This window comes from Pseudomonas congelans, assembly GCF_900103225.1.
GTDB classification, from domain to species: domain Bacteria; phylum Pseudomonadota; class Gammaproteobacteria; order Pseudomonadales; family Pseudomonadaceae; genus Aquipseudomonas; species Aquipseudomonas congelans.
Genome location: NZ_FNJH01000002.1, coordinates 398,033 through 419,767, shown reverse-complemented (window position 1 = coordinate 419,767; position 21,735 = coordinate 398,033). Strand labels below are relative to the sequence as shown.

The following is a 21,735-nucleotide window of genomic DNA, read 5'->3' as shown; positions in this document are numbered from 1 at the left end:
GTCTGTAAGCTGCAGGCAGGAGCGCTCGGGGCTTATGCCGCCATCCGCAGGTTCTGCAGGATCAGCGGGCGTGCCCAGCTGTTCTCGTAGTCGAATTGGCGTTGTTGAGCGGCGATGGTCTGCTCATCCAGGGGCAGGGCAGGCTTGTCGGCCAGTTCCCATTCGAATTCGGCAATCGGCAGATGAAGTGGGCGTGGTTGCGGGCCAGGGCCTGGTTTGACGCTATCGTCATAAGGGTTCAGAACGGTAGGGCGCACCCAGTGGCTCTCGAATTCCAGGTTGCGTTGCTGTTCGATCATTTCAGCCATGCTGAACGGTTCTGCAGGTGGAGGCAGCAGATCCAGGTCAAACTCGGCAATCGGCAGGAACAGCGGCTCCGGAGGCTTGACCTCGGTGTCGGTGACCGGGCAGGCACGTTGCTCGACGATCTTGCTCAGGGTTTTTGCGCCAGCAACCGGTTCGCCTGTTTCTACATCCACCTCGACAGCCGTCGGGCGCACGGCTACTGGAGCGCTGTCACTGACCTGATCCGCCATCGCCCGGGCAAATGCATCCGACCACAGCTGCGTCACACCACCGAGTGTGCGGCTGTTGCTTACGCTAAAGTCGCCTGAGTGCGACAAATAGCCGATGGATGATTGAACAATCTCTGACATAGCGATCAGTACTGGCCTTGGGTCTGGCAAAATGCCGGATACTTGGTTATCGGCAGACTTTGCCGATCATTAACAATTTTTGAGTGTGTAAACGCAATGATTGAGCAGCAAGCAGGCAGTCGTATCCGGGTCGAAGCCCTGGCCGCTGGCGGACAGGAGCTGGCGGCGCAGTGGGCGCAGCGCCTGGGGCTGCCGTTGAGCGACGCGCAAGCTGATTTTGCACTGCAATTGACTGACGACGGGCTGCAATTGCAACAGTTGGGTGATGATGCACCGGGCGCAGTACGTGTCGATTTTGTCGAGGGTGCGGTGGCTCATCGGCGGCTGTTCGGTGGCGGGACCGGGCAGATGATTGCCAAGGCGGTCGGTATTCAGCCAGGTATTCGCCCCAGCGTGCTGGATGCAACGGCAGGTCTTGGCAAGGATGCGTTCGTGCTGGCAAGTCTGGGCTGCGACATGAGCCTGATCGAGCGTCAGCCGATCATCGCTGCATTGCTGGAAGACGGTCTGGCCCGCGGGCGCGGTGATCGTGATGTCGGTTCTATCATCGCCCGGATGCAGCTGTTGACCGGCAACTCGATCGACATCATCCGCGCCTGGGCAGGGGAGCCGCCTCAGGTCATCTACCTTGACCCGATGTTTCCGCACCGGGAAAAGACCGCACTGGTAAAAAAGGAAATGCGTCTGTTCCGGCCACTGGTCGGCGATGACATGGACGCGCCTGCGTTGCTGGAAGCAGCACTGGCGCTTGCCACCCATCGCGTGGTGGTCAAACGCCCGCGCAAGGCACCCTGCATTGACGGCCTCAAGCCGGGTTATGCACTGGACGGCAAATCCAGCCGCTACGACATCTATCCGAAGAAGGCCTTGAAGCCCAAGGCAGCCACAGACGAGAGCGGTGTATAGCGCCTATCGTCGACCGCCCGGGGCAGAGTCAAACGCAGATGCGCCTGTGAATACAGGCGCAAACCCTGCACTCAAAGCGCGCCAAACACCTTCTTCGCCAGCCCCGTAGCGGCGGCGGCAGGGTTGGCGCGGATGGTTTCTTCCTGTTTGGCGATCATTTCGAACAGCCCGTTCAGCGCTTGTTCGGTCACGTAGCTTTCAAGGTTGGCGTTTTTGCTGTCCAGTGCGCCAAGCGCTGCGGCTTTGCCGGCAAAGGCATTGTACTTCTGGGCCAGACCCACCTGATCAGTGGACTTCTTGACGATAGGCAGGAACCTAGCGCGGATCTGCTCGCGGCTGGTGCTGCTCAGGTACTGGGTCGCCGAGTCCTTGCCGCCACCGAGAATGGCCTTGGCGTCGGTGACGCTCATCTTTTTCACTGCATCGACAAGCAGTGCCTGAGCTTGAGGGACGGCGGCTTCTGCGGCCTGGTTCATGCTGGTTTCCAGCTGATCGACCTGAGTACCCATGCCCAGCATTTTCATTTTTTTCGCGATCTGGCCGAGTTTGCCCGGCAGCTCGATGCGCACCTCTTCATTTTTGCTGAAACCGCCGGGAACGCCGAGCTGTTTGACGGCGACCTGCGCGCCCTGAGTCAGGGCATCCTTGAGCCCACCGGTCGCGTCCGACTGCGAGAGGTCGCTCAGCGACAGCGCGAAGACGTTGGTCGACAACAGAAGGCCAGCGCACAGGCCGGCCAGGGTGAAGGAAAAACGAGGCATGAGAGCGTCCTTGTTGAAGTGGGTTCTGACCTGAACCCGGGTCGATAGTGGTGCGGTGCGTGATCAAGCGTATCAGGAAGTCGCGACAGGCACTTGCCCCCGTATTTGATAAATCCCGGTCATCGGCACATACCGGACCCTGGCAGAGGCCAGAGAGCAGAGAACAGCTGTCTAAAAATCCCTGTCAGGTTACGGAAAAGCCCTACGTTTTCTCTTGATCGCTTCCCACATCCTGCTCCTCTTCATTGCTGTGCAAGGCCACTTGCCGAATCGAAAGGCGGATTTCGGCAGGCAATACCCGCTTGGCTGCCCCTTCTGCCAGCTCGCCCAGCATCGGGTGATAGCTCAGCTTGCCGGCACTGTCCTTGCGCAGGACTTCCAGGTCCAGCAGGGTCTGGATGAAGTGCCGGAACAGGCTCTTGTCGAAGAACTCCGGCGCATTGAGGCCATGCAGAATCGACAGGCGCTGGGCCATGACCGTGCACAGGTCCTCAAGCTGCTCTGGGCTCAGCGTGTTCTGCCCGCTGTTGAGCAACAAGGCGATGGCCATGTAGAAACGCTGCAGGGTCTGCGCGATGGCGCGCGACAACAGCGTCAGCAATACGAACTCGCGGGAGCTGGGCTCCGGGCGCACGTAGGCGTCCTTTTTTAAGCGCAGCAGACCTTGCTCCACGAACGCCGCCAGCCATTGATCGACCACTTCATCCAGCTCGTTCAGCGGCCAGCGAATGAACAGTTCCGATTGCAGGAACGGGTACAGCGCACGTGTGTAGCGCAGGATCTGTTCGCGGGTCATGCGCGACGAGCTCTGGAAAAAGCTCGCCAGCAGTGAGGGCAGGGCGAAGATGTGCAGGACGTTGTTGCGGTAGTACGTCATCAACACCGCATTCTGTTCGTTCAGGTACAGAATTTTGCCCAGCGCATCTTTTTGCTCGGCGAGCAGGTCCATGCCTTTGACATGCTCGATCAGCGAGCGGCCGTCACCTTCCGGCAGTGTCGTGTGCGGGGAGTACGGAACGGCGCGTAGCAGGGTCAGGTACAGGTCGAGAACCCGCTCCATGGCCTGATCGTCGAGCGCTAGTCTTTGCGTCGACAGCAATGCCACGGCAACCAGGTTCATCGGGTTGACGGCAGCGGCTTCGTTCAGATGCTGGGCGACACGCTCACCCAGGCGGTGGGTGGTCTCGCTCAGCCATTCGGGGCGAAATTGCGGGGCCAGTTGCTGTTCGCGCCAGTCCGGTTGTTCGCCATCGAGAAACTCGGCCAGCTTGATGGGCGCACCGAAGTTCACTGAGACCTGGCCGAAGCGTTGCTTCAGCGCGCCGATGACTTTGAAGATATCGAAGATCGACTCTTTCTTCTTGGTTGCCCCGCGCAGCTCGCCCAGATACGTGCGGCCTTCCAGAACACGCTCGTAGCCGATGTACACCGGGACGAAGACAATGGGCATCCGTGAGTTGCGCAGGAAGCTGCGCAGGGTGATGGCGAGCATGCCGGTTTTCGGTTGCAGCATGCGCCCGGTGCGCGAGCGACCGCCTTCGACAAAGTATTCGACCGGAAAGCCCTTGATGAACAGCGTGTGCAGGTACTCGGTAAACACCGCCGTATACAGCGGGTTACCCTTGAATGTGCGGCGCATGAAAAATGCCCCGCCACGTCGCAGCAGGCTGCCGACCACAGGCATATTCAGGTTGATGCCGGCGGCGATGTGCGGCGGCGTCAGGCCGTTGCGAAACAGCAGGTAAGACAGCAGCAGGTAATCGATATGGCTGCGGTGGCAAGGCACATAAATGACTTCGTGTCCCGGCGCGACTTCCTGAACGCCTTCGATGTGGCTGACCTTGATGCCGTCGTAGATCTTGTTCCAGAACCAGCTGAGGACCACTTCCATGAAGCGGATCACCGAATAGGTGTAGTCCGAGGCGATCTCGTTGCCGTAGCTCAGCGCCCGTTCCCGGGCCTTTTCCTGGGTGATGTGTTCACGCTCAGCCTCTTCGATGATCGCCTGCTTGACCAGCGGCTCGTCCAGCAGACCTTTGACCACCGTGCGCCGGTGCGACACGTCCGGGCCGATCACGGCGCTTTTCAGGTTGCGAAAGTGCACGCGCAGCAGACGCTGGGTCATGCGCAGCGTCAGCTCGTAACCTTTGTTTTCACCTACCAGTTCGCGCATGTGGATGGGCGCGGAAAACTGCACGCGGGTCTTGCGGCCCAGAATCAGGATGCTGACCAGTCGGCGCAACCGACCGGTCACCGCCCAGCTGTCGGCAAACAGCAGCTTCCAGGCACTGGACTCGCGGTCAGGTGACTGGCCCCAGAACACGCTGACCGGGATGATCTGAGCGTCTTCGTTGGGGTTCTGGCTGACGGCGGCGACCACACGCTCCAGCGTCGGTGGCGCACCACGCTTGTCCTGGCGACCGAGCCAGTCGGGGGCGGGTGTCAGGTAAAAGAATGCGGCGGGTTCGATCAGGTTGCCGACCGCCACTGACAGCACCGGACGAGGCAGACCGGCCTTGCGGCATTCTGTGTCGATCACTGCCAGATCGCTGATTGATGGCGATTGCAGTGCATAGAACACCGGGCGACTGCGGTCCAGATTCAGCGTAAAGGACGATTGATTGATGGTTTCCGAGCGAACCCAGAGATACAACAACCGGCGCAGGGTGCCGAACACAAGACGACGGAATGGAGAGCGGGTCATACGGATTCTGCTGAGTGAGGGGCGGGCGGCTGCCCTGGATGGGCGCCAGTGTGACGTATCCCGAAGCGATCGGCAAAAGCGCCGGTGTGTCGGCTGAGCGGATCAAGTCCGAATGACCGCTTGCCGAGCCGGGCTCACCTGACGACGGCATGCATCAGGAACGTCGCAGCGAAAAATCCTACGAGGTTCGCCAGGTAATCTCTTCCTCGCCGTCGGCGCTCACGCGTATCCAGCGGTCGGCCGTCTCGTCGCTTTCTTCTTCAACCCAGGTGCCCGGAGCGCAACGTACTTCGACGTTCAAGGCTTTGAATGCGGCGCGGGCACAGGCGATGTCGTCTTCCCACGGGGTCTGATCGCTGTCCAGATGCAGGCTGTTCCACTTGCCGACCGCTCTGGGCAGCCAGGTCACGGCTACAGTGCCCGCTGTGCATTTCCAGGTCTGGCCTTTCTGCTTCCATTCGCTGCAGGAGCCCAGCGCGTCGCCGAGCCACTGGGCGATTGCCTTGTGATCGACGTCTTCGTCTTTCAGGTAAATCTCGATATCGGGTTGGCGCATGGGGGCCTCTGTTGAATGCTTATTGCAGCACGAAATAATCGTAGCGCATGGAAACGGTGACCTTGAAAGGTCCTGGTTGCTCGATGACGGCCGTACGGCGTTCGGCGCTGGCGCGCCAGCCGTGAGGTGTCATGGCCAGCAGATCGGCGCGGGACTGGCCGTCGATCAGCTTCAGCGTGTAGCGCAGGGTTTCGCTGTGTTGCAACTGCATACCTTGCGGCACCAGCGACAGGTGCTTGTCGTCGGCGTAATCGCGTACTTCATCATAGAGCCGCTGACGCAGCTCCATCAGGTGCTCGCTGGTCGGGCCGACCCGCATCAGCCCGCCGCCGGGGGTCAGCAGACGCTTGGCTTCCTGCCAGTCCAGCGGGCTGAACACGCTGGCCAGAAACTGGCAACTGGCATCCGGAAGTGGCACACGGGCCATGCTGGCGACCATCCAGGTCAGCCTCGGGTCACGACGGCAGGCACGCTTGACCGCTTCACGTGAGATGTCCAGCGCGTAGCCATCGGCATGGGGCAGGGCTTCGGCAATCTGCGCGGTGTAATAACCTTCGCCGCAGCCGATGTCCAGCCAGTGCGCGGGGGATCGCTCGGCGGCCAGTTCAGCCAGACGGCGGGCTACCGGAGCGTAATGCCCGGCATTGAGAAAGTCGCGTCGCGCCTCGACCATGGCCTGATTGTCGCCAGGGTCGCGGCTGTTCTTGTGCTGCACCGGCAACAGGTTCAGATAACCCTGACGGGCTCGGTCGAAACGGTGATTGGCCGGGCACACCACGCCGTTGTCGGCAGTGCTGAGCGGGGCTGAGCAGATCGGGCAGGTCAGCATCAGGCGAGCAACTTGACCAGGGTCCGGTAGTAGATCTCGGTCAGCACATCGAGGTCGCTGGCCAGAATACGTTCGTTGACCTGATGGATCGTCGCGTTGACCGGCCCCAGTTCGACCACTTGAGTGCCGAGGGTAGCGATGAAGCGACCATCGGAGGTTCCGCCGCTGGTCGAGGCTTGGGTGTCACGGCCCGTGACGCTTTTGATGCTGGAAGACACGGCGTCCAGCAACGCGCCCGGCTCGGTCAGGAACGGTAGGCCCGACAATGCCCAGTCTACATGCCAGTCCAGTTCATGCCTGTCGAGGATATCGGCGACGCGCTGCTGCAGGCCTTCGACGGTCGATTCGGTGGAGAAACGGAAGTTGAAGACTGCCACCAGATCGCCGGGGATGACATTGGTGGCTCCAGTGCCAGCGTTCAGATTGGAGATCTGGAAGCTGGTCGGCGGGAAGAAATCGTTGCCATGGTCCCAGTGCTCGGCGGCCAGTTCGGCCAGAGCCGGCGCGGCCAGGTGAATCGGGTTCTTCGCCAGATGCGGGTAAGCCACATGGCCCTGCTTGCCGCGCACCGTCAGCGTCGCACCAAGCGAACCGCGCCGACCGTTCTTGACCACATCGCCGACCAGCGTGGTGCTCGACGGCTCGCCGACGATGCACCAGTCCAGGCGTTCCTTACGCGCGGCGAGGCGCTCGACCACGGCTTTGGTGCCGTGATGCGCCGGTCCTTCTTCGTCGCTGGTGATCAGGAACGCCACCGAGCCTTTATGATCAGGGTGATCGGCGACAAAGCGTTCGGCGGCCACCAGCATGGCTGCCAGACTGCCTTTCATGTCTGCCGCGCCGCGTCCGCAGAGCATGCCGTGCTCGTCGATCAACGCATCGAACGGATCGTTCTGCCAATTCTGCAGGGGACCTGTCGGAACCACGTCGGTGTGACCGGCGAAACACAGTACCGGGCCGTCGGTAGTGCCGTGTGTCGCCCAAAAGTTGTCGACGTCTTCGATACGCATTGGCTCGAGCTTGAAGCCGGCATCGCCCAGGCGCTGCATCATCACGGTCTGGCAATCGGCATCGACCGGCGTCACTGACGGACGGCGGATCAGATCGCAGGCGAGTTGGAGGGTGGGCGAGAGGTCGGCTGGGGCCGTCATGTACAGAACTCCGGTAGCAAGACTTTGGGCGCGAAAAGGCGGATATCTTAAAGCAAAACGACGACTTGAGGCCGTCGTTTATCGTGCCCTGCTGATATGTCAGGCAATGGATGGAGAGGGGCGTGTTGCATTCGCGTTTGTGAACCTTGGTCGGACCCCTGGGCTTTCGATACCTGGCGTCTTTTCTTCGGGGTCTCTAAAAGGGTCGCTGTCGAGCGGTCGGCAGGGATCGCGTCAAGTCAGGTGTCTTGCCGTCGACAAACCCCTATAATGCGCGCCGGTTTTTGAGGTATTGATCATGAGTGCAGAAGATCCACGTTTCGCTGGCATCGCCCGTCTATATGGCATCGAGGGGCTGGCACGCCTGCGCGCGGCTCATGTGGCGGTGGTGGGTATCGGCGGCGTGGGCTCCTGGGCGGCGGAAGCCATGGCGCGCAGTGGCGTGGGCGAGATCTCGCTGTTCGACATGGACGATGTCTGTGTCAGTAACAGCAACCGCCAATTGCATGCACTGGACAGCACGGTCGGTCGGCCGAAGGTCGAGGTGATGGCCGAGCGTATCCGCGCGATCAACCCCGATTGCATCGTGCACGCCGTGGCTGATTTCGTGACCCGCGACACCATGGCCGAGTGCATTACCCCGGACATGGACTTCGTGATCGATTGCATCGACAGCGTCAACGCCAAGGCTGCGCTGATTTCATGGTGCAAGCGGCGCAAGATTCAGATGGTCACCACCGGTGGGGCGGGTGGGCAGATCGATCCGACCCTGATTCAGATCGCCGACCTCAACCGCACCTTCAATGACCCGCTGGCCTCCAAGGTGCGCTCGACCCTGCGTCGGGACTATGGTTTTTCACGCACGCCGAACCGTCACTACAGCGTCCCGTGTGTGTTTTCCAGTGAGCAACTGCGCTACCCCAAACCGGATGGGAGCATTTGTCTGGAAAAGAAATTCGTCGGCGAGGGCGTAAAGCTCGATTGCGCCGGTGGTTTCGGCGCAGTGATGATGGTGACCGCGACCTTTGGCATGGTGGCCGCTACCCGTGCAGTGGACAAGCTGGTGGCAGGCACGCGTCGGCCTTCGGAGCGGATCAAGCCAGCGCTGGCCACGCCCGATCAGGCTTGAGTCAGCTGACGCATCTTCTGCAGCACAGCATTCAGGCCGTTGCTGCGCGAGGGTGAGAGTTGGCGGGCGAGGCCCAGTTGATTGAACCAGTCAGGTAAATCCACGGCTGCCAGCTCTCGTTCCGACAGGCCGTTGACTCGCGCCAGCAACAGCGCCACCAGACCACGAATCAGTCGAGCGTCGCTGCCAGCCCGGAACAGCCAGGCGTTGTCGCTGACTTCGCCGATCAGCCAGACCTTGCTTTCACAGCCGTGTACCAGGTTGTCGTCGGTCCTTTCTTCGTCACTCAGTGGTGCAAGTTGATCGCCCCATTGCATCAGCAGGCGTGCGCGCTGTTCCCAGCCTTGCGGCCGGGAGAAACTGTCTAGAGCAGTTTGTGCCAATGCGGGCAGGCTCATCGAAGCAGCTCCAGCGCCTGATCCAGCGCGCTGAAGAACTGCAGCAGATCGTCCGAATCGTTGTACAGCGCCAGTGACGCCCGAATCGCGCCGGGCAGGCCAAGGGTCTTGAACAGCGGCATTGCGCAGTGATGACCCGCCCGCACGGCAATGCCCTGCTCGGTCAGCAGGTGGGCCAGATCGGCATTGTGAATGCCTTCGACGACGAAGCTGACCAGTGCCAGGTCCGGCGAGCCCAGAACCTGGATGCCGTCCCGCTGTTGCAGCCCTTCGAGCAGGCGACGGTGCAGTCTGGCTTCATGTTCTGCGACCGCCTGATGGTCGAGGCTGTCCAGATAGGCCAGCGTAGCGCCCAGACCGATCACGCTGGCGATGGGCGGGGTGCCCGCCTCGAAACCCAGTGGCGCCGGGCGAAATTTCGCGTGCTGATAATCGGAGGTCAGCACCATCTCGCCGCCGAACTGCCAATGCGCGAGGCTGGGTAACGCCTCGTTGCGTCCGTAAAGCACACCGAGTCCTTCCGGCCCATACAGCTTGTGGCTGGAAAACACATAAAAATCGCAGCCCAGCGCCTGCACATCGTGGCGTCCGTGCACCACGCCTTGCGAGCCGTCTACGACGGTGAGTGCGCCTTGGGTTTTGGCCAGTGCGATAAGGCGGGCAAGGGGTTGCCAGGTGCCGAGTACGTTGGACAGCTGGGTGACTGCAAGCAGGCGCGTGCGCGGCCCGATCAGGCTGGCTGCCGCGTCGCAGTCGATCACGCCGTCTCTGTCCAGCGGCAGAACCACCAGTTTCAGGCCGCGACGCTGAGCCAGTTGCTGCCATGGCAGCAGATTGGCGTGGTGTTCCAGCGCGCTGATGGCGATTTCGTCGCCCGCAGTGAATTCATGTTCCAGCCCGTAGGCCAGCAGGTTCAGCGCAGACGTTGCGCCGTGGGTGAAGATGATCTGGCCGTTCTCGCCGGCATTCAGCCAGTGGGCGGCCTTGCCACGGCTGGCCTCGAACGCTTGAGTGGCGTGCGCGCCGGGCAGATGCTGGGCACGATGCACGTTGGCGGCACCGTTGGCATAGTAATGAGTCAGGGCGTCGATCAGCGCCTGAGGCTTTTGCGTCGTGGCGGCGTTGTCCAGATAGGTCTGGCCTTGCCGTTGCAGAGCGGCGAGGGCGGGGAAGTCGCCGCGCCAGGGAGAGAAGAGGGGCATTGTTCGTCCAGCGTGTGGAGGCGGGTTCAAAGCCATCAGCCTTGAACCCGCACACAGCATCAGTTGTGAGCGTGCAGTGCTTCGTTCAGCTCGATGGCCGACTTGTGGGTTTTGCATTCCACTGCGCCGGTCTGCGAGTTGCGACGGAACAACAGGTCGGTCTGACCCGCCAGCTCGCGCGCTTTGACGATCTTGACCAGCTCATTGTTTTCGTCGAGCAGCGCGACCTTGGTACCCGCGGTCACGTACAGGCCTGACTCCACGGTGTTGCGATCACCCAGCGGGATGCCGATGCCGGCGTTGGCACCGATCAGGCAGCCTTCGCCGACCTTGATGATGATATTGCCACCACCGGACAGCGTACCCATGGTCGAGCAGCCGCCGCCCAGATCCGAGCCCTTGCCGACGAATACGCCAGCGGAAACGCGGCCTTCGATCATGCCCGGACCTTCGGTGCCGCCATTGAAGTTGACGAAACCTTCGTGCATGACGGTCGTGCCTTCGCCGATGTAGGCGCCCAGACGCACGCGAGCGCTGTCAGCGATACGAACGCCGCTCGGCACAACGTAATCGGTCATTTTCGGGAATTTGTCGACCGAGAATACTTCCAGCAGCTCGCCCTTGAGGCGTGCTTCGAGCTGACGCTCGGCCAGTTCGACCAGATCGACCGCGCCCTGGCTGGTCCAGGCCACATTTGGCAGCAGAGGGAAGATGCCTGCCAGGTTCAGACCGTGCGGCTTGACCAGACGATGCGACAGCAGATGCAGTTTGAGGTACGCCTCGGGAGTCGACGTCAGTGTGGCGTCTTCAGCCAGCAGGGTGGCGACCAGCGGCTTCTGGCTTTCGGCCAGACGAGTCAGCAGTGCGGCTTGAGTCGTGTCTACGGATTTGGCCGCTTCGGCCAGCTTGTAGGCCAGGTCTACATTGAAAGTGATTGCCTGGTTGCCGCCGGTGTAACCCAGAACCGGTGCGATAGCCGCGACCAGTTCCGCAGAAGGATTGATCAGCGGCTGAGCATAAAACACTTCAAGCCATGCGCCTTGACGATTTTGGGTGCCGACGCCGAAGGCCAGGCTGAACAGGGTGGTGGACATGTAAATACCTCGTGGCTTTATCAAGGGGCTTTCAGTAGCGCTCTGGCTTACTGTAAAGCCGCTGCATACAGGTCAGGCTTGAAGCCGATCAGGGTTTTATCGCCCAGATCAAGCACTGGACGCTTGATCATGGACGGCTGCGCGAGCATCAGTTCTATGGCTTTCGCCTGGTCGAGATCGGCCTTTTGTCCGTCTTCGAGCTTGCGAAAGGTCGTGCCTGCGCGGTTCAGCACAACCTGCCATCCGTGTTCATTGCACCACTGCTCGAGGTGCTCACGGTCGATACCCTGTGTCTTGTAGTCGTGAAATTCGTAGCTCGCCGAATGCTCGTCGAGCCAGGTACGAGCCTTTTTCATCGTGTCGCAGGCTTTGATGCCAAACAGAGTGTAAGTCATTGTTTAAGGTGGGGTGGCTGATATTGCTCGATACTCCCCACGTCCTCTCCTCGCAATTTAGCCGGCTATTATGCCACGTCAGTCCGTTCAGTGTTGTGACAGCGCCAGTACGGTGACTGAACGGAAACTAGATAATAAGGCTAACCATCATTAAGAAAACTTCACCCGCCCACGCTTGAGTGGCTGGCCGCTGCGGGCAATTATTACCCTTCATTTGAAGTTTGGGTGCGTTATGTCTGAGCAAGAAAAGAAGCGTCAGGAAGCGCTTGTCCGGCAACGTTATTACAGGGAGCGTCAACGTGCCGAGGGTTTCAAGCAAAGTACCATCTGGATTCACGGTGAAGCCGAGGCTCAGGGGCGATTGGCTGCCCGGGAAGGAAAGCCGCTGCTGCCCATGCAGTCTCATGACCCGGTAAGTTGGGCAGTCGGCTGGGTGGCTGAAAAATTGCGAACCCGGGAGTAGTCAGCAAACTTTTCCGGCGGACACGCCACCCGTTAGAAACGAATGGCGCGCTGTTGACTGGAGCATGATCAGCAGGTGTTCGCAGGCTGCCCTGTCAGGGTTTTTCAAATTTTGAGTTGCCACGGTCTGCATAGATGGCGCTCATCACGGCGATGTCATTGCTGCTGAGCGTCTTGCCCACATTGATAATCTCGAAGTCGCCGAGGGTCAGGTCGTTGGGGATATCGAAATGCATGACCGAATCCCGGTCGTAAGCCGAGTGGTGGAAGTCGGCGGCCTCGTACCGGTCGAAAAAATTGGTATTGATCTCTTCGTCACTCAACCCGGTTTGCGAAAGCAGTGAGCGCACCAGCGGTTCGTTCCAGGGGATGTTTGCCTGTGGATGCTGATGCTCGTGAACCGCTCCCAGCGCGTGCCCGAATTCATGCAGCACGATGCGCGTCAGGTCCGGCATGGGCTTCTGGTCCGCCGTGTACAACTCTTTGACGTTGAACTCCATGGTCGATTCATGCGGCTCGGCCAGCAGGGTGTCGGTGCCAATGGCGCTCCAGTTCAGATGTTCATTGAAGTCGATTCGGATATCGCTCGCGCCGTCCGCCACGAACTCGAATTTCAGGTTTATGTGAGGCAGCCATTTGCGTGCCGCTTCTACGATGGGGGCGGTGAGGACGGCAGGAGGATTATTCAGAAACAGAACTTTCAGGGTTCTTCCGCGAGCCCAGTACTTGCTGAACGAAACCATCAGGCGCGCCAGGTGCCTTGGCTGGCCGGTGTCGTCGCCCGTTTCCGCTTGGTGAGCAGGGGTGATTGCCGCGTTGGCAGGGTTCTCGCGAATCGCTGCTTCATACGAAGCCTGGTGATTTCCAGCGCTGCGCATGCAGCAGGATGCGGGCAGTTTTACGCCTTGGGTAGTAGCGGGTGTGGGCATGGGATTGGCCTTCATGGTGGTTCGCTTCGTGTCCGGAAGCATGAAAAATGAAGGTTGAGGGTATGTTCACGCCGTGGGCGGGAGGTGGTAACTAATTACTTACCCCGCCGCACATTGCATGCGGCGGGGCGGTTTCTGGTTTTCGCTTTTACTTGCTCAGGAATGCGCGGATACGTTCGGCCGCTTCGATGCATTCCGCCAGCGGTGCCACGAGCGCCAGACGTACCCGGCCTGCGCCAGGGTTGACGCCGTCCACTTCGCGGGAAAGGTACGAACCCGGTACTGCGGTGACGTGCTGATCGACAAACAGATCGCGGCAAAATGCAGCGTCATCGGTACCGACGTTCGGCCACAGGTAAAAGCCGCCGTCCGGGCGCTGAACGTCGAGCACCGGGGTCAGGATGTCGAGCACCGCAGCGAACTTCTCCCGATACAGATCACGGTTGGCGCGTACGTGCTCTTCATCATTCCAGGCGGCGATACTGGCCAGTTGAGTTTGAACCGGCATGGCGCAGCCGTGATAGGTGCGATACAGCAGGAAGGCCTTGAGGATCTCGGCGTCACCTGCCACGAAGCCTGAGCGCAGGCCCGGCAGATTGGAGCGCTTGGACAGGCTGTGGAAGACCACGCAGCGTTTGAAGTCCTCGCGACCCAGTTCGACGCAGGCGCTGAGCAGGCCCGGCGGCGGGGTCTGCTCGTCGAAGTACAGTTCGCTGTAGCACTCGTCGGCAGCAATGACAAAGTCATGTTCGTCGGCCAGGGCGATGAGCTTTTTCAGGGTTTCAAGCGGAATCAGTGCCCCGGTCGGGTTGCCCGGCGAGCACAGAAAGAGGATCTGGCAACGCTTCCAGATGTCCGCGCTGACGGCATCGAAGTCGGGATTGAAACCTTTCTCGCTCAGGCATGGCAGGTAGTGCGGCTGAGCTCCTGCCAGAAACGCAGCGCCTTCATAGATCTGGTAAAACGGATTCGGGCTGATCACCAGGCCGTCATCACTGCGATTGACCACGGTCTGGGTGAAGGCGAATAGCGCTTCGCGGGTGCCGTTGACCGGTAATACATTGCGCGCCGGATCGATCCAGCCCTGTGGCACGCCGAATCGACGGCTGCACCAGCCAGCGATGGCTTCGCGCAGTGCCGGAATACCCAGCGTGGTCGGGTAGACCGCCATCTGATCGAGGTTGTCTGCCAGCGCCTTGGCGACGAAATCGGGGGAGCGGTGCTTCGGTTCGCCAATCGACAGCGCTACCGGACGCTTTTCCGGATTGGGCGTTACGCCGGCCAGCAAGGCGCGCAGCTTCTCGAAAGGGTAAGGCTGAAGCAGTTGCATGGCGTTATTCATGGAGCGTGTTCCTCAATGAGCTGCGTTGAGTCGATTCGTATGACCGGGTATTCATATGCTGATCCGCAAATCGCTGCCTTGCTCTGAGTTGACGCTCAGTTGCTTGACGATTGCATCCTGCAACTGGCGACACAATTGCGGATCGGACAGCGGGTGATTGTTGGCGTCGGTGATGAAGAACACGTCTTCCACGCGTTCGCCCAGCGTTGCAATCTTGGCGTTCTGCAGGGACAGGTCGAACTCCAGGAAGATCTTGCCGATGCGTGCCAGCAGGCCGGGACGATCCGGTGCCAGCAACTCGAGCACCGTCACTGGACGCTGGGCGTCATTGTGGATGGTGACTTGCGGTGCGAAGGCAAAGTGCTTGAGCTGACGTGGCACGCGGCGCTTGATGATTGTCGGGTAATCATCCGGGTTGCGCAGGGCTTCGGTCAGGCCTTCGCGGATGTCCTGAATGCGCTCCGGATTGTTGCCGATCGAGCCGCCCTCATGGTCGAGGACGATATAGGTGTCGAGTGTGAATTTGCTGCTGGAAGTAATAATGCGCGCGTCGTGAATGTTCAGGTTCAGTTGGTCCATCGCCGCTACCGTAACCGCGAAGAAATCATGCTGATCCGGGGCGTAAATGAATATCTGCGTACCGCCCTCGAATTCACGCTGCGTGGTCTCCTTGATCAGCACCAGCGGGCCGCCGTCGGCTGGTTGCTGCAGAATCGCATCGCTGTGCCAGGCCACGTCGCCGGCGGTGTGACGCAGGAAGTAATCGTCGCCCAGCGCTGACCAGAGTTGCTCGACGTCATCAGGGTCGGTGCCGTTGCGTACCAGAATATCCAGCGCTGCAGTCTGTGTGCGACGGATCTGTTCTTCGCGGTCGACCGGGTTTTCCAGGCCGCGGCGCAAGGCCCGCTTGGTCTCGGTGTACAGCTGGCGCAACAGGCTGGCGCGCCATGAGTTCCAGAGCGTCGGATTGGTCGCGTTGATGTCGGCGACGGTTAGCACATACAGGTAATCCAGGTGCACTTCGTCGCCAACGAACTGGGCAAAGTCGTGGATGACCTGCGGGTCGGAGAGATCCTTGCGCTGGGCGGTGGTCGACATCACCAGATGGTTGCTCACCAGCCAGACGATGAGCCGGGTGTCCCACGCAGGCAGATGATGGCGCGTACCGAACGCTTGCGCATCGATTGCGCCGAGCTCCGAGTGGTCACCGCCACGACCCTTGCCGATGTCGTGATAAAGCCCGGCCAGGTAGATCAGCTCCGGCTTCGGCAGACGGCCCATGATCTTGCTGGCCAGCGGGAATTTCTCGGACACTTCGGTGTACTGCAGCTTGCGCAGGTGCTTGATCAGGTTCAGCGTGTGCGCATCGACGGTATAGATGTGGAACAGGTCATGCTGCATCTGGCCAACGATATGGCCGAACTCAGGCAAGTACAGGCCGAGAATGCCGTAGCGGTTCATCCGCCGCAGGTTGCGATGAATGCCGATTTCGCACTTGAACAGCTCGATGAACAGGCTGGTGTTGCGAATATCGTTGCGGAACTCGTCGTTGATCAGGTGCCGATGTTCACGTAGCAGGCGAATGGTGTCGGCGCGCACACCCTTTATCTCTGGGTGCTGGGCCATGAGCACGAAGATTTCGATCATGGCAAACGGCGTGCGCTTGAAGACGTGGGGGTGGGTGGCTTCTATATAGCCGTCGTGCAGTTGAAAGCGTGAATTGATCGGCTGTGCCGTACCGCTGTCGTCGGAAAGAATCACCTCTTCGAAATGCTGGATGATCAGATCGCTGAGTTCGGCGATGCTCATGACCACTCGGTAGTACTTCTGCATGAAGCGTTCTATGGCCAGCTTGGCATCATTGTCTTCATAGCCCAGCAACCCGGCGATGCGTACCTGATAATCGAACAGAAGCCGATCCTCGGAGCGTCCGGCCAGCATGTGCAGCGCATAACGCACTTTCCACAAAAATTCCTGAGAGGAGGCGAGCAGGGCGTTTTCGCTGCCCAGCAGGAAGCCTTCGCCTGCCAGTGCATGCAGGTTCAGCGTGCCGTACTGGCGTCGCGCGACCCAGAGGATGGTCTGAATATCGCGCAGGCCGCCCGGAGACCCCTTGACGTTGGGTTCCAGGTTGTATTCGGTGTCGTTGTACTTGTGGTGGCGTTTTTTCTGTTCCGCATGCTTGGCGAGGAAGAACTCCTTGCTCGGCCACATGTGCTCGGTGCTGGTGACTTCCAGCATGCGCTGGCGCAGATGCTCGGGGCCGGCGATGGTGCGACTTTCCATCAGGTTGGTGATCACGGTCAGGTCGGCGCGGCCTTCCTCTGCGCACTCGTTGACGGAACGTACGCTTTGTCCTACCTCCAGGCCGATGTCCCACAGCAGCGTCAGAAACCGCTCGATGGGTTCGCGAAAAACTTCGTGGTCGTCGCTGTCCAGCAGGATCAGCAGATCGATGTCCGAGTACGGGTGCAGCTCGCCACGGCCGTAGCCACCCACTGCCAGCAGCGCGATGTCGGCGTCTTCGCTCCACTCGAACTGATCCCAGGCCTTTTGCAGGATGTTATCGACAAACCATGCCCGGTCCTCGATCAATCGTCGAATGTCGCGGCCCGACCTGAAGCGCTCATCAAGGACGTCTCTCGCGCGGCGTATGGCCTTCTTGAAGGCAGCGATGGGGCTGGCTTTCAAGGCCAGTTCGGCCTGGAACTGGCCACGATCGAACAAGTCTGGATCTACTTGCGGCATTGAGCAGTATTCCTCGTGTCGGGCTGTGCAAGTGACGAGCGGGCGTTCAGCCGGGCAGTCTCGGGTCAGGGAGCCTTTTGGGCAATAGTGTCGTCGCTGCGCAGGGTGAAGATTTCGTAACCGTCGGCGGTCACCAGCAATGTGTGCTCCCATTGCGCCGAGAGCTTGCGGTCCTTGGTAATCGCCGTCCAGCCATCGCCGAGGATCTTGGTTTCAGGGCGACCCTGGTTGATCATCGGTTCGATGGTGAAAGTCATGCCTTCCTGCAGCTCGATACCGGTTCCGGCCTCGCCAAAGTGCATGACCTGAGGCTCTTCATGAAACACCTTGCCGATGCCATGACCGCAGAACTCACGAACGACTGAGAAGCCATTCTTTTCAGCGTGTTTCTGGATGACGGCACCGATATCGCCCAGGCGAGTGCCGGGTCTGACGATTTCGATGGCTTTGTACAGGCATTCCTGGGTCACCTTGGACAGGCGCTCGGCCCATACCGGAACGGTGCCGACATGGAACATCCTGCTGGTGTCGCCATGGTAGCCGTCCTTTATGACGGTGACGTCGATGTTCAGCGAGTCGCCGTTCTTCAGCTTCTTGTCGCTCGGGATGCCGTGGCAGACCACCTGGTTGATCGAGGTGCAGATCGACTTGGGAAAGCCCTTGTAGTTCAGCGGGGCCGGGATCGCCTTCTGTTCGTTGACGATATAGTCGTGGCAGATGCGGTCCAGCTCTTCTGTGGTCACACCGGGCTTGACGTGCGGCGCTATCATTTCCAGAACATCGGCGGCCAGGCGACCGGCGATGCGCATCTTTTCGATGTCTTCCGGGGTTTTGAGGGTGATGGTCATACGGAATCTCTCGACGTGGCAGGCACGCGGTTGGTGCGCAAAGGCGCAATTCTATCAGACCGCCGGTGCCGGGTAATCATCGCTTCCTTCTACAGGCTGTCCATGAAGCAGCAAAGTCACCGCAAAACAAGCACTTGATGGGAGTTCCGTTCTCTTCCCTTTTATGATATAAAATGCGCCGCTTTCCAAGGTCCGTCCTTGAAGCACAAACCCACACACGTGTCGACACGATGACCTGGGTGCCCTTGGCAGATGCCATTGGTTGGTCATTGGGATACGTGGAGGCCTAACCCGACTTATCAAGGAACTATTTATGTCCCAAGTCAATATGCGCGATATGCTGAAGGCTGGCTGCCACTTTGGTCACCAGACCCGTTACTGGAATCCGAAAATGGGTAAATACATTTTCGGCGCGCGTAACAAGATTCACATCATCAACCTTGAAAAAACCCTGCCTATGTTCAACGAAGCTCTGACTTTCGTTGAGCGCCTGGCCTCGGGCAAAAACAAGATTCTGTTCGTCGGCACCAAGCGTTCCGCTGGCAAGATCGTTGCTGAAGAAGCAGCACGTTGCGGTTCGCCGTACGTCGACCATCGCTGGTTGGGCGGCATGCTGACCAACTTCAAGACCATCCGTCAGTCGATCAAGCGTCTGCGCGAGCTGGAAGTACAGGCCGAAGACGGTACTTTCGCCAAGCTGACCAAGAAAGAAGCCCTGATGCGTACCCGTGATCTGGAAAAACTGGATCGCAGCCTGGGTGGTATCAAGGACATGGGCGGTCTGCCGGACGCTCTGTTCGTCATCGACGTTGATCACGAGCGCATCGCGATCACCGAAGCCAACAAGCTGGGCATCCCGGTTATCGGCGTTGTCGATACCAACAGCAGCCCGGAAGGCGTTGACTACATCATCCCGGGCAACGATGACGCAATCCGCGCTATCCAGCTGTACATGGGTTCGATGGCTGATGCTGTTATCCGTGGTCGTAACAATGTTGCTGGCGGCACCGACGTCTTCGTCGAAGAAGCTCCAGCTGCAGCTGCTGTAGAAGGCTGAGTACAAACGCCTGGCGTTTACTCAGTACGCGAAAAGGGGGCTTAGCCCCCTTTTTGCCACCTAGGAAATGATTTGTCGGTCTGTAGCCATGACCTCGCTGTCATGTGTTGCTGCCACCCTGATTTTTCAAGAATTGCACGCCCGGCCTGCCGGGTGGAATGGTTGAAGACCTATCCAAGAGGATTTTGAAATGGCAGAGATTACTGCAGCGTTGGTCAAAGAACTGCGCGAGCGTACCGGCGAAGGCATGATGGATTGCAAAAAGGCCTTGACCAAGGCTGGCGGCGACATCGAAAAAGCAATCGACGATATGCGTGCTTCCGGCGCCATCAAGGCCGCCAAGAAAGCAGGTAACGTTGCTGCTGAAGGCGCTATCGCCATCAAGGACGACGGCAAGGCTGCTGTCATCATCGAAGTCAACTCGCAGACCGACTTCCTGGCTCTGCAGGACGACTTCAAGGCTTTCGTTGCTGAAAGCGTCGAAAAAGCCTTTGCTGACAAGCTGACTGATGTCGCTCCGTTGATCGAAGCTCAGGAAGCTTCGCGTCTGGTACTGGTCGGCAAGGTTGGCGAAAACGTCAACATCCGCCGCCTGAAGCGTATCGAAGGTGACGTTGTAGGTACTTACCTGCACGGCAACAAGATCGGTGTTGTGGTTACCCTGAAGGGTGGCGACGTCGAGCTGGCCAAAGATATCGCCATGCACGTAGCGGCAAGCAACCCCGAGTTCCTGTTCCCTTCGGAAGTTTCTGCCGAAGCGATCGAGCGCGAGAAGAATGTCTTCCTGCAACTGAACGAAGACAAGATCAAAGGCAAGCCAGCTGAAATCGTCGAGAAAATGGTTGGCGGCCGTATCACCAAGTTCCTGGCAGAAGCCAGTCTTGTCGAGCAGGCGTTCGTCAAGAACCCGGAAGTCAAGGTCGGTGATCTGGCCAAGAAAGCCGGCGCTGAAATCGTTTCCTTCACCTACTTCAAAGTAGGCGACGGCATCGAGAAGCCAGTTGATAACTTCGCTGACGAAGTAGCTGCTCAGCTGGCTGCCGCCAAGCAGTAAGACGGTTTTTCAACTGTCGCCCCAAAGAGGCTGCCCGCTCACGCGTGCGGCCTCTTTGTCGAAAGAGAAAAGGAAATTTTCCTTGGAGATTGTGCTCACAAGGCTGCATTCTCCCGACGCTCGCAAAGCGTCAAGCTAAAGTAAGCGCAGGCTTGAAATAGCCTGCACAGATTTTTTTCAGAAAACGCCGCAGGAGAGATTCGCAATGGCTCAGCAGGGCAGTGGTTATCAGGCTCGCTATAAACGCATTCTACTCAAGCTCAGCGGTGAGGCCCTCATGGGCTCGGAAGAGTTCGGCATTGATCCCAAGGTGCTGGACCGCATGGCGCTGGAAGTCGGCCAGCTGGTCGGTATCGGCGTTCAGGTCGGTCTGGTGATCGGTGGCGGCAACCTGTTCCGTGGCGCGGCCCTGAGTGCTGCGGGCATGGATCGGGTGACAGGCGACCACATGGGCATGCTGGCCACTGTGATGAACGCCCTGGCAATGCGCGATGCGCTGGAGCGCGCTAATATCACCGCCATCGTGATGTCGGCCATTTCCATGGTGGGTGTGACCGATCATTACGATCGTCGCAAGGCCATGCGCCATCTCAGCGCCAAGGAAGTGGTTATTTTTGCTGCCGGTACCGGTAATCCGTTCTTTACGACCGATTCTGCTGCCTGTCTGCGCGCGATCGAGATTGACGCCGACGTGGTGCTCAAGGCCACCAAGGTGGACGGTGTGTACACCGCAGATCCGTTCAAGGACCCGAATGCCGAGAAGTTCGATCATCTGACGTACGATGAAGTGCTGGATCGCAAGCTGGGTGTGATGGATCTGACCGCAATCTGCCTGTGTCGCGATCACAAGATGCCGTTGCGCGTCTTCAACATGAACAAGCCGGGTGCCCTTCTGAATATCGTCCATGGTGGCGCTGAAGGGACCCTGATCGAGGAAGCACAATAATGATCAACGAAATCAAGAAAGATGCTCAGACCCGCATGCAGAAGAGTCTGGAGTCGCTGACCCATGCGTTCACCCGTATCCGTACCGGCAAGGCGCATCCGAGCATCCTCGGTGGTGTCATGGTTCCTTACTACGGTGCCGATACCCCGCTGAGCCAGGTTGCCAACGTGACCGTCAAAGACTCGCGTACCCTGCAGGTCGTGGCGTTCGAGCGCAACATGCTGGCCGCTGTCGACAAGGCTATCCAGAGCTCCGGTCTGGGTTTCAACCCGACCAACCTGGGTGAGCTGCTGCTGATCTCCATGCCGGCGTTGACCGAAGAAACCCGCAAGGGCTTCACCAAGCAGGCGCGCGATGCCGCAGAAGATGCCCGTGTGGCCGTCCGCAACATTCGTCGTGACGCCCTGAGCCAGTTGAAAGACTTGGTCAAGGAAAAGGAAATCAGCGAAGACGAAGAGCGTCGTGCGGCTGACGACGTACAAAAGCTGACTGACAAGTTCGTGGCGGACATCGAAGTTGCTGTCAAGCAGAAAGAAGCCGATCTGATGGCTGTTTAAGGTTTCGGACG

General features: G+C 59.4%; 21 protein-coding genes. 7 read left to right on the top strand and 14 right to left on the bottom strand.

Annotation, left to right across the window (positions count from 1 at the left end; translation table 11 throughout):
* Positions 1-32: 32 nt before the first annotated feature.
* The gene (locus BLR20_RS08930; RefSeq protein ID WP_054994283.1) at positions 33-656 is read right to left on the bottom strand and encodes a hypothetical protein; all 624 of its coding nucleotides are present in this window, start codon (positions 654-656) and stop codon (positions 33-35) included.
* 96 nt (positions 657-752) lie between these two features.
* Here BLR20_RS08930 and BLR20_RS08925 point away from each other — a divergent pair, with 96 nt between their 5' ends.
* Positions 753-1,562, top strand: coding sequence for a class I SAM-dependent methyltransferase (locus tag BLR20_RS08925; protein ID WP_032616002.1), 810 nt, complete (start codon positions 753-755; stop codon positions 1,560-1,562).
* A 71-nt stretch (positions 1,563-1,633) separates the two neighbouring features.
* On the opposite strand, the gene BLR20_RS08920 is transcribed toward BLR20_RS08925, so the two are convergent.
* The 5 genes from BLR20_RS08920 to dapE all read right to left on the bottom strand — a co-directional run bounded on the left by BLR20_RS08920 (position 1,634) and on the right by dapE (position 7,563).
* A complete protein-coding gene (locus tag BLR20_RS08920) occupies positions 1,634-2,323 on the bottom strand; it encodes a DUF4197 domain-containing protein (RefSeq protein WP_010434196.1) in 690 nt (229 codons plus the stop codon).
* Positions 2,324-2,525: 202 nt separating this feature from the next.
* The gene (plsB, locus tag BLR20_RS08915; RefSeq protein WP_054994282.1) at positions 2,526-5,027 is read right to left on the bottom strand and encodes a glycerol-3-phosphate 1-O-acyltransferase PlsB; all 2,502 of its coding nucleotides are present in this window, start codon (positions 5,025-5,027) and stop codon (positions 2,526-2,528) included.
* Between the two features lie 178 nt (positions 5,028-5,205).
* Positions 5,206-5,583: a hypothetical protein gene (locus tag BLR20_RS08910; protein WP_003415513.1), complete on the bottom strand. Its 378-nt coding sequence runs from the start codon at positions 5,581-5,583 to the stop codon at positions 5,206-5,208.
* 19 nt (positions 5,584-5,602) lie between these two features.
* Positions 5,603-6,412 carry a putative RNA methyltransferase gene (locus BLR20_RS08905; protein ID WP_032616008.1) on the bottom strand — a complete coding sequence of 270 codons (810 nt, stop codon included), beginning with the start codon at positions 6,410-6,412 and terminating at the stop codon, positions 5,603-5,605.
* Complete coding sequence (gene dapE, locus BLR20_RS08900; protein ID WP_032616009.1) at positions 6,412-7,563, bottom strand: succinyl-diaminopimelate desuccinylase; 1,152 nt, start codon at positions 7,561-7,563, stop codon at positions 6,412-6,414. Before dapE ends, BLR20_RS08905 begins: the two co-directional genes overlap by 1 nt.
* Before the next feature lie 298 nt (positions 7,564-7,861).
* Between dapE and tcdA the strand changes: the two genes are divergently transcribed.
* Positions 7,862-8,692, top strand: coding sequence for a tRNA cyclic N6-threonylcarbamoyladenosine(37) synthase TcdA (gene tcdA / locus BLR20_RS08895; protein WP_010434209.1), 831 nt, complete (start codon positions 7,862-7,864; stop codon positions 8,690-8,692).
* On the opposite strand, the gene BLR20_RS08890 is transcribed toward tcdA, so the two are convergent.
* From BLR20_RS08890 to BLR20_RS08875, 4 genes are read right to left on the bottom strand one after another with little or no spacing between them, the layout of a single operon-like run.
* Positions 8,683-9,090: a SufE family protein gene (locus BLR20_RS08890; protein ID WP_010434210.1), complete on the bottom strand. Its 408-nt coding sequence runs from the start codon at positions 9,088-9,090 to the stop codon at positions 8,683-8,685. The two genes, tcdA and BLR20_RS08890, sit on opposite strands and share 10 nt — an antisense overlap.
* Complete coding sequence (locus BLR20_RS08885) at positions 9,087-10,292, bottom strand: aminotransferase class V-fold PLP-dependent enzyme (RefSeq protein WP_054994281.1); 1,206 nt, start codon at positions 10,290-10,292, stop codon at positions 9,087-9,089. The genes BLR20_RS08890 and BLR20_RS08885 overlap by 4 nt, the downstream gene beginning before the upstream one ends.
* Before the next feature lie 59 nt (positions 10,293-10,351).
* Positions 10,352-11,386 (bottom strand): 2,3,4,5-tetrahydropyridine-2,6-dicarboxylate N-succinyltransferase, encoded by a 1,035-nt coding sequence (dapD, locus tag BLR20_RS08880; RefSeq protein WP_054994280.1) that lies wholly within the window; start codon positions 11,384-11,386, stop codon positions 10,352-10,354.
* 47 nt (positions 11,387-11,433) lie between these two features.
* A complete protein-coding gene (locus BLR20_RS08875; RefSeq protein ID WP_003314287.1) occupies positions 11,434-11,781 on the bottom strand; it encodes an ArsC family reductase in 348 nt (115 codons plus the stop codon).
* A 232-nt stretch (positions 11,782-12,013) separates the two neighbouring features.
* Here BLR20_RS08875 and BLR20_RS27765 point away from each other — a divergent pair, with 232 nt between their 5' ends.
* Positions 12,014-12,244 carry a hypothetical protein gene (locus BLR20_RS27765; RefSeq protein WP_010434214.1) on the top strand — a complete coding sequence of 77 codons (231 nt, stop codon included), beginning with the start codon at positions 12,014-12,016 and terminating at the stop codon, positions 12,242-12,244.
* Positions 12,245-12,338: 94 nt separating this feature from the next.
* Here BLR20_RS27765 and BLR20_RS08865 read toward each other — a convergent pair whose 3' ends face one another.
* The 4 genes from BLR20_RS08865 to map all read right to left on the bottom strand — a co-directional run bounded on the left by BLR20_RS08865 (position 12,339) and on the right by map (position 18,110).
* The gene (locus BLR20_RS08865) at positions 12,339-13,187 is read right to left on the bottom strand and encodes a matrixin family metalloprotease (protein WP_054994279.1); all 849 of its coding nucleotides are present in this window, start codon (positions 13,185-13,187) and stop codon (positions 12,339-12,341) included.
* 133 nt (positions 13,188-13,320) lie between these two features.
* Positions 13,321-14,514 (bottom strand): succinyldiaminopimelate transaminase, encoded by a 1,194-nt coding sequence (dapC, locus tag BLR20_RS08860; RefSeq protein WP_032616018.1) that lies wholly within the window; start codon positions 14,512-14,514, stop codon positions 13,321-13,323.
* A 51-nt stretch (positions 14,515-14,565) separates the two neighbouring features.
* Positions 14,566-17,262 (bottom strand): [protein-PII] uridylyltransferase, encoded by a 2,697-nt coding sequence (locus tag BLR20_RS08855; RefSeq protein ID WP_032616020.1) that lies wholly within the window; start codon positions 17,260-17,262, stop codon positions 14,566-14,568.
* Positions 17,263-17,327: 65 nt separating this feature from the next.
* Positions 17,328-18,110, bottom strand: coding sequence for a type I methionyl aminopeptidase (gene map, locus BLR20_RS08850; protein WP_054994278.1), 783 nt, complete (start codon positions 18,108-18,110; stop codon positions 17,328-17,330).
* Between the two features lie 313 nt (positions 18,111-18,423).
* On the opposite strand from map, the gene rpsB reads away from it, so the two are divergent.
* The 4 genes from rpsB to frr all read left to right on the top strand — a co-directional run bounded on the left by rpsB (position 18,424) and on the right by frr (position 21,724).
* Complete coding sequence (rpsB, locus tag BLR20_RS08845; protein WP_003314293.1) at positions 18,424-19,167, top strand: 30S ribosomal protein S2; 744 nt, start codon at positions 18,424-18,426, stop codon at positions 19,165-19,167.
* A 190-nt stretch (positions 19,168-19,357) separates the two neighbouring features.
* A complete protein-coding gene (gene tsf, locus BLR20_RS08840) occupies positions 19,358-20,221 on the top strand; it encodes a translation elongation factor Ts (RefSeq protein ID WP_010434225.1) in 864 nt (287 codons plus the stop codon).
* A gap of 205 nt (positions 20,222-20,426) precedes the next feature.
* The gene (gene pyrH, locus BLR20_RS08835; RefSeq protein WP_003339591.1) at positions 20,427-21,167 is read left to right on the top strand and encodes a UMP kinase; all 741 of its coding nucleotides are present in this window, start codon (positions 20,427-20,429) and stop codon (positions 21,165-21,167) included.
* The gene (gene frr / locus BLR20_RS08830) at positions 21,167-21,724 is read left to right on the top strand and encodes a ribosome recycling factor (RefSeq protein WP_010434227.1); all 558 of its coding nucleotides are present in this window, start codon (positions 21,167-21,169) and stop codon (positions 21,722-21,724) included. The genes pyrH and frr overlap by 1 nt, the downstream gene beginning before the upstream one ends.
* The last annotated feature ends 11 nt before the right edge of the window (positions 21,725-21,735 follow it).

What these genes read in the sequence shown, in the direction of transcription:
- BLR20_RS08925 (WP_032616002.1), top strand. Translation starts at nt 753, where the DNA reads ATGATTGAGCAGCAAGCAGGCAGTCGTATCCGGGTCGAAGCCCTGGCC.
- BLR20_RS08855 (WP_032616020.1), bottom strand. Translation starts at nt 17,262, where the DNA reads ATGCCGCAAGTAGATCCAGACTTGTTCGATCGTGGCCAGTTCCAGGCC.
- BLR20_RS08930 (WP_054994283.1), bottom strand. Translation starts at nt 656, where the DNA reads ATGTCAGAGATTGTTCAATCATCCATCGGCTATTTGTCGCACTCAGGC.
- dapD (WP_054994280.1), bottom strand. Translation starts at nt 11,386, where the DNA reads ATGTCCACCACCCTGTTCAGCCTGGCCTTCGGCGTCGGCACCCAAAAT.
- BLR20_RS08920 (WP_010434196.1), bottom strand. Translation starts at nt 2,323, where the DNA reads ATGCCTCGTTTTTCCTTCACCCTGGCCGGCCTGTGCGCTGGCCTTCTG.
- frr (WP_010434227.1), top strand. Translation starts at nt 21,167, where the DNA reads ATGATCAACGAAATCAAGAAAGATGCTCAGACCCGCATGCAGAAGAGT.
- dapC (WP_032616018.1), bottom strand. Translation starts at nt 14,514, where the DNA reads ATGAATAACGCCATGCAACTGCTTCAGCCTTACCCTTTCGAGAAGCTG.
- tsf (WP_010434225.1), top strand. Translation starts at nt 19,358, where the DNA reads ATGGCAGAGATTACTGCAGCGTTGGTCAAAGAACTGCGCGAGCGTACC.
- BLR20_RS08910 (WP_003415513.1), bottom strand. Translation starts at nt 5,583, where the DNA reads ATGCGCCAACCCGATATCGAGATTTACCTGAAAGACGAAGACGTCGAT.
- map (WP_054994278.1), bottom strand. Translation starts at nt 18,110, where the DNA reads ATGACCATCACCCTCAAAACCCCGGAAGACATCGAAAAGATGCGCATC.
- rpsB (WP_003314293.1), top strand. Translation starts at nt 18,424, where the DNA reads ATGTCCCAAGTCAATATGCGCGATATGCTGAAGGCTGGCTGCCACTTT.
- BLR20_RS08865 (WP_054994279.1), bottom strand. Translation starts at nt 13,187, where the DNA reads ATGAAGGCCAATCCCATGCCCACACCCGCTACTACCCAAGGCGTAAAA.
- plsB (WP_054994282.1), bottom strand. Translation starts at nt 5,027, where the DNA reads ATGACCCGCTCTCCATTCCGTCGTCTTGTGTTCGGCACCCTGCGCCGG.
- BLR20_RS08885 (WP_054994281.1), bottom strand. Translation starts at nt 10,292, where the DNA reads ATGCCCCTCTTCTCTCCCTGGCGCGGCGACTTCCCCGCCCTCGCCGCT.
- BLR20_RS08875 (WP_003314287.1), bottom strand. Translation starts at nt 11,781, where the DNA reads ATGACTTACACTCTGTTTGGCATCAAAGCCTGCGACACGATGAAAAAG.
- BLR20_RS08890 (WP_010434210.1), bottom strand. Translation starts at nt 9,090, where the DNA reads ATGAGCCTGCCCGCATTGGCACAAACTGCTCTAGACAGTTTCTCCCGG.
- BLR20_RS27765 (WP_010434214.1), top strand. Translation starts at nt 12,014, where the DNA reads ATGTCTGAGCAAGAAAAGAAGCGTCAGGAAGCGCTTGTCCGGCAACGT.
- tcdA (WP_010434209.1), top strand. Translation starts at nt 7,862, where the DNA reads ATGAGTGCAGAAGATCCACGTTTCGCTGGCATCGCCCGTCTATATGGC.
- pyrH (WP_003339591.1), top strand. Translation starts at nt 20,427, where the DNA reads ATGGCTCAGCAGGGCAGTGGTTATCAGGCTCGCTATAAACGCATTCTA.
- BLR20_RS08905 (WP_032616008.1), bottom strand. Translation starts at nt 6,412, where the DNA reads ATGCTGACCTGCCCGATCTGCTCAGCCCCGCTCAGCACTGCCGACAAC.
- dapE (WP_032616009.1), bottom strand. Translation starts at nt 7,563, where the DNA reads ATGACGGCCCCAGCCGACCTCTCGCCCACCCTCCAACTCGCCTGCGAT.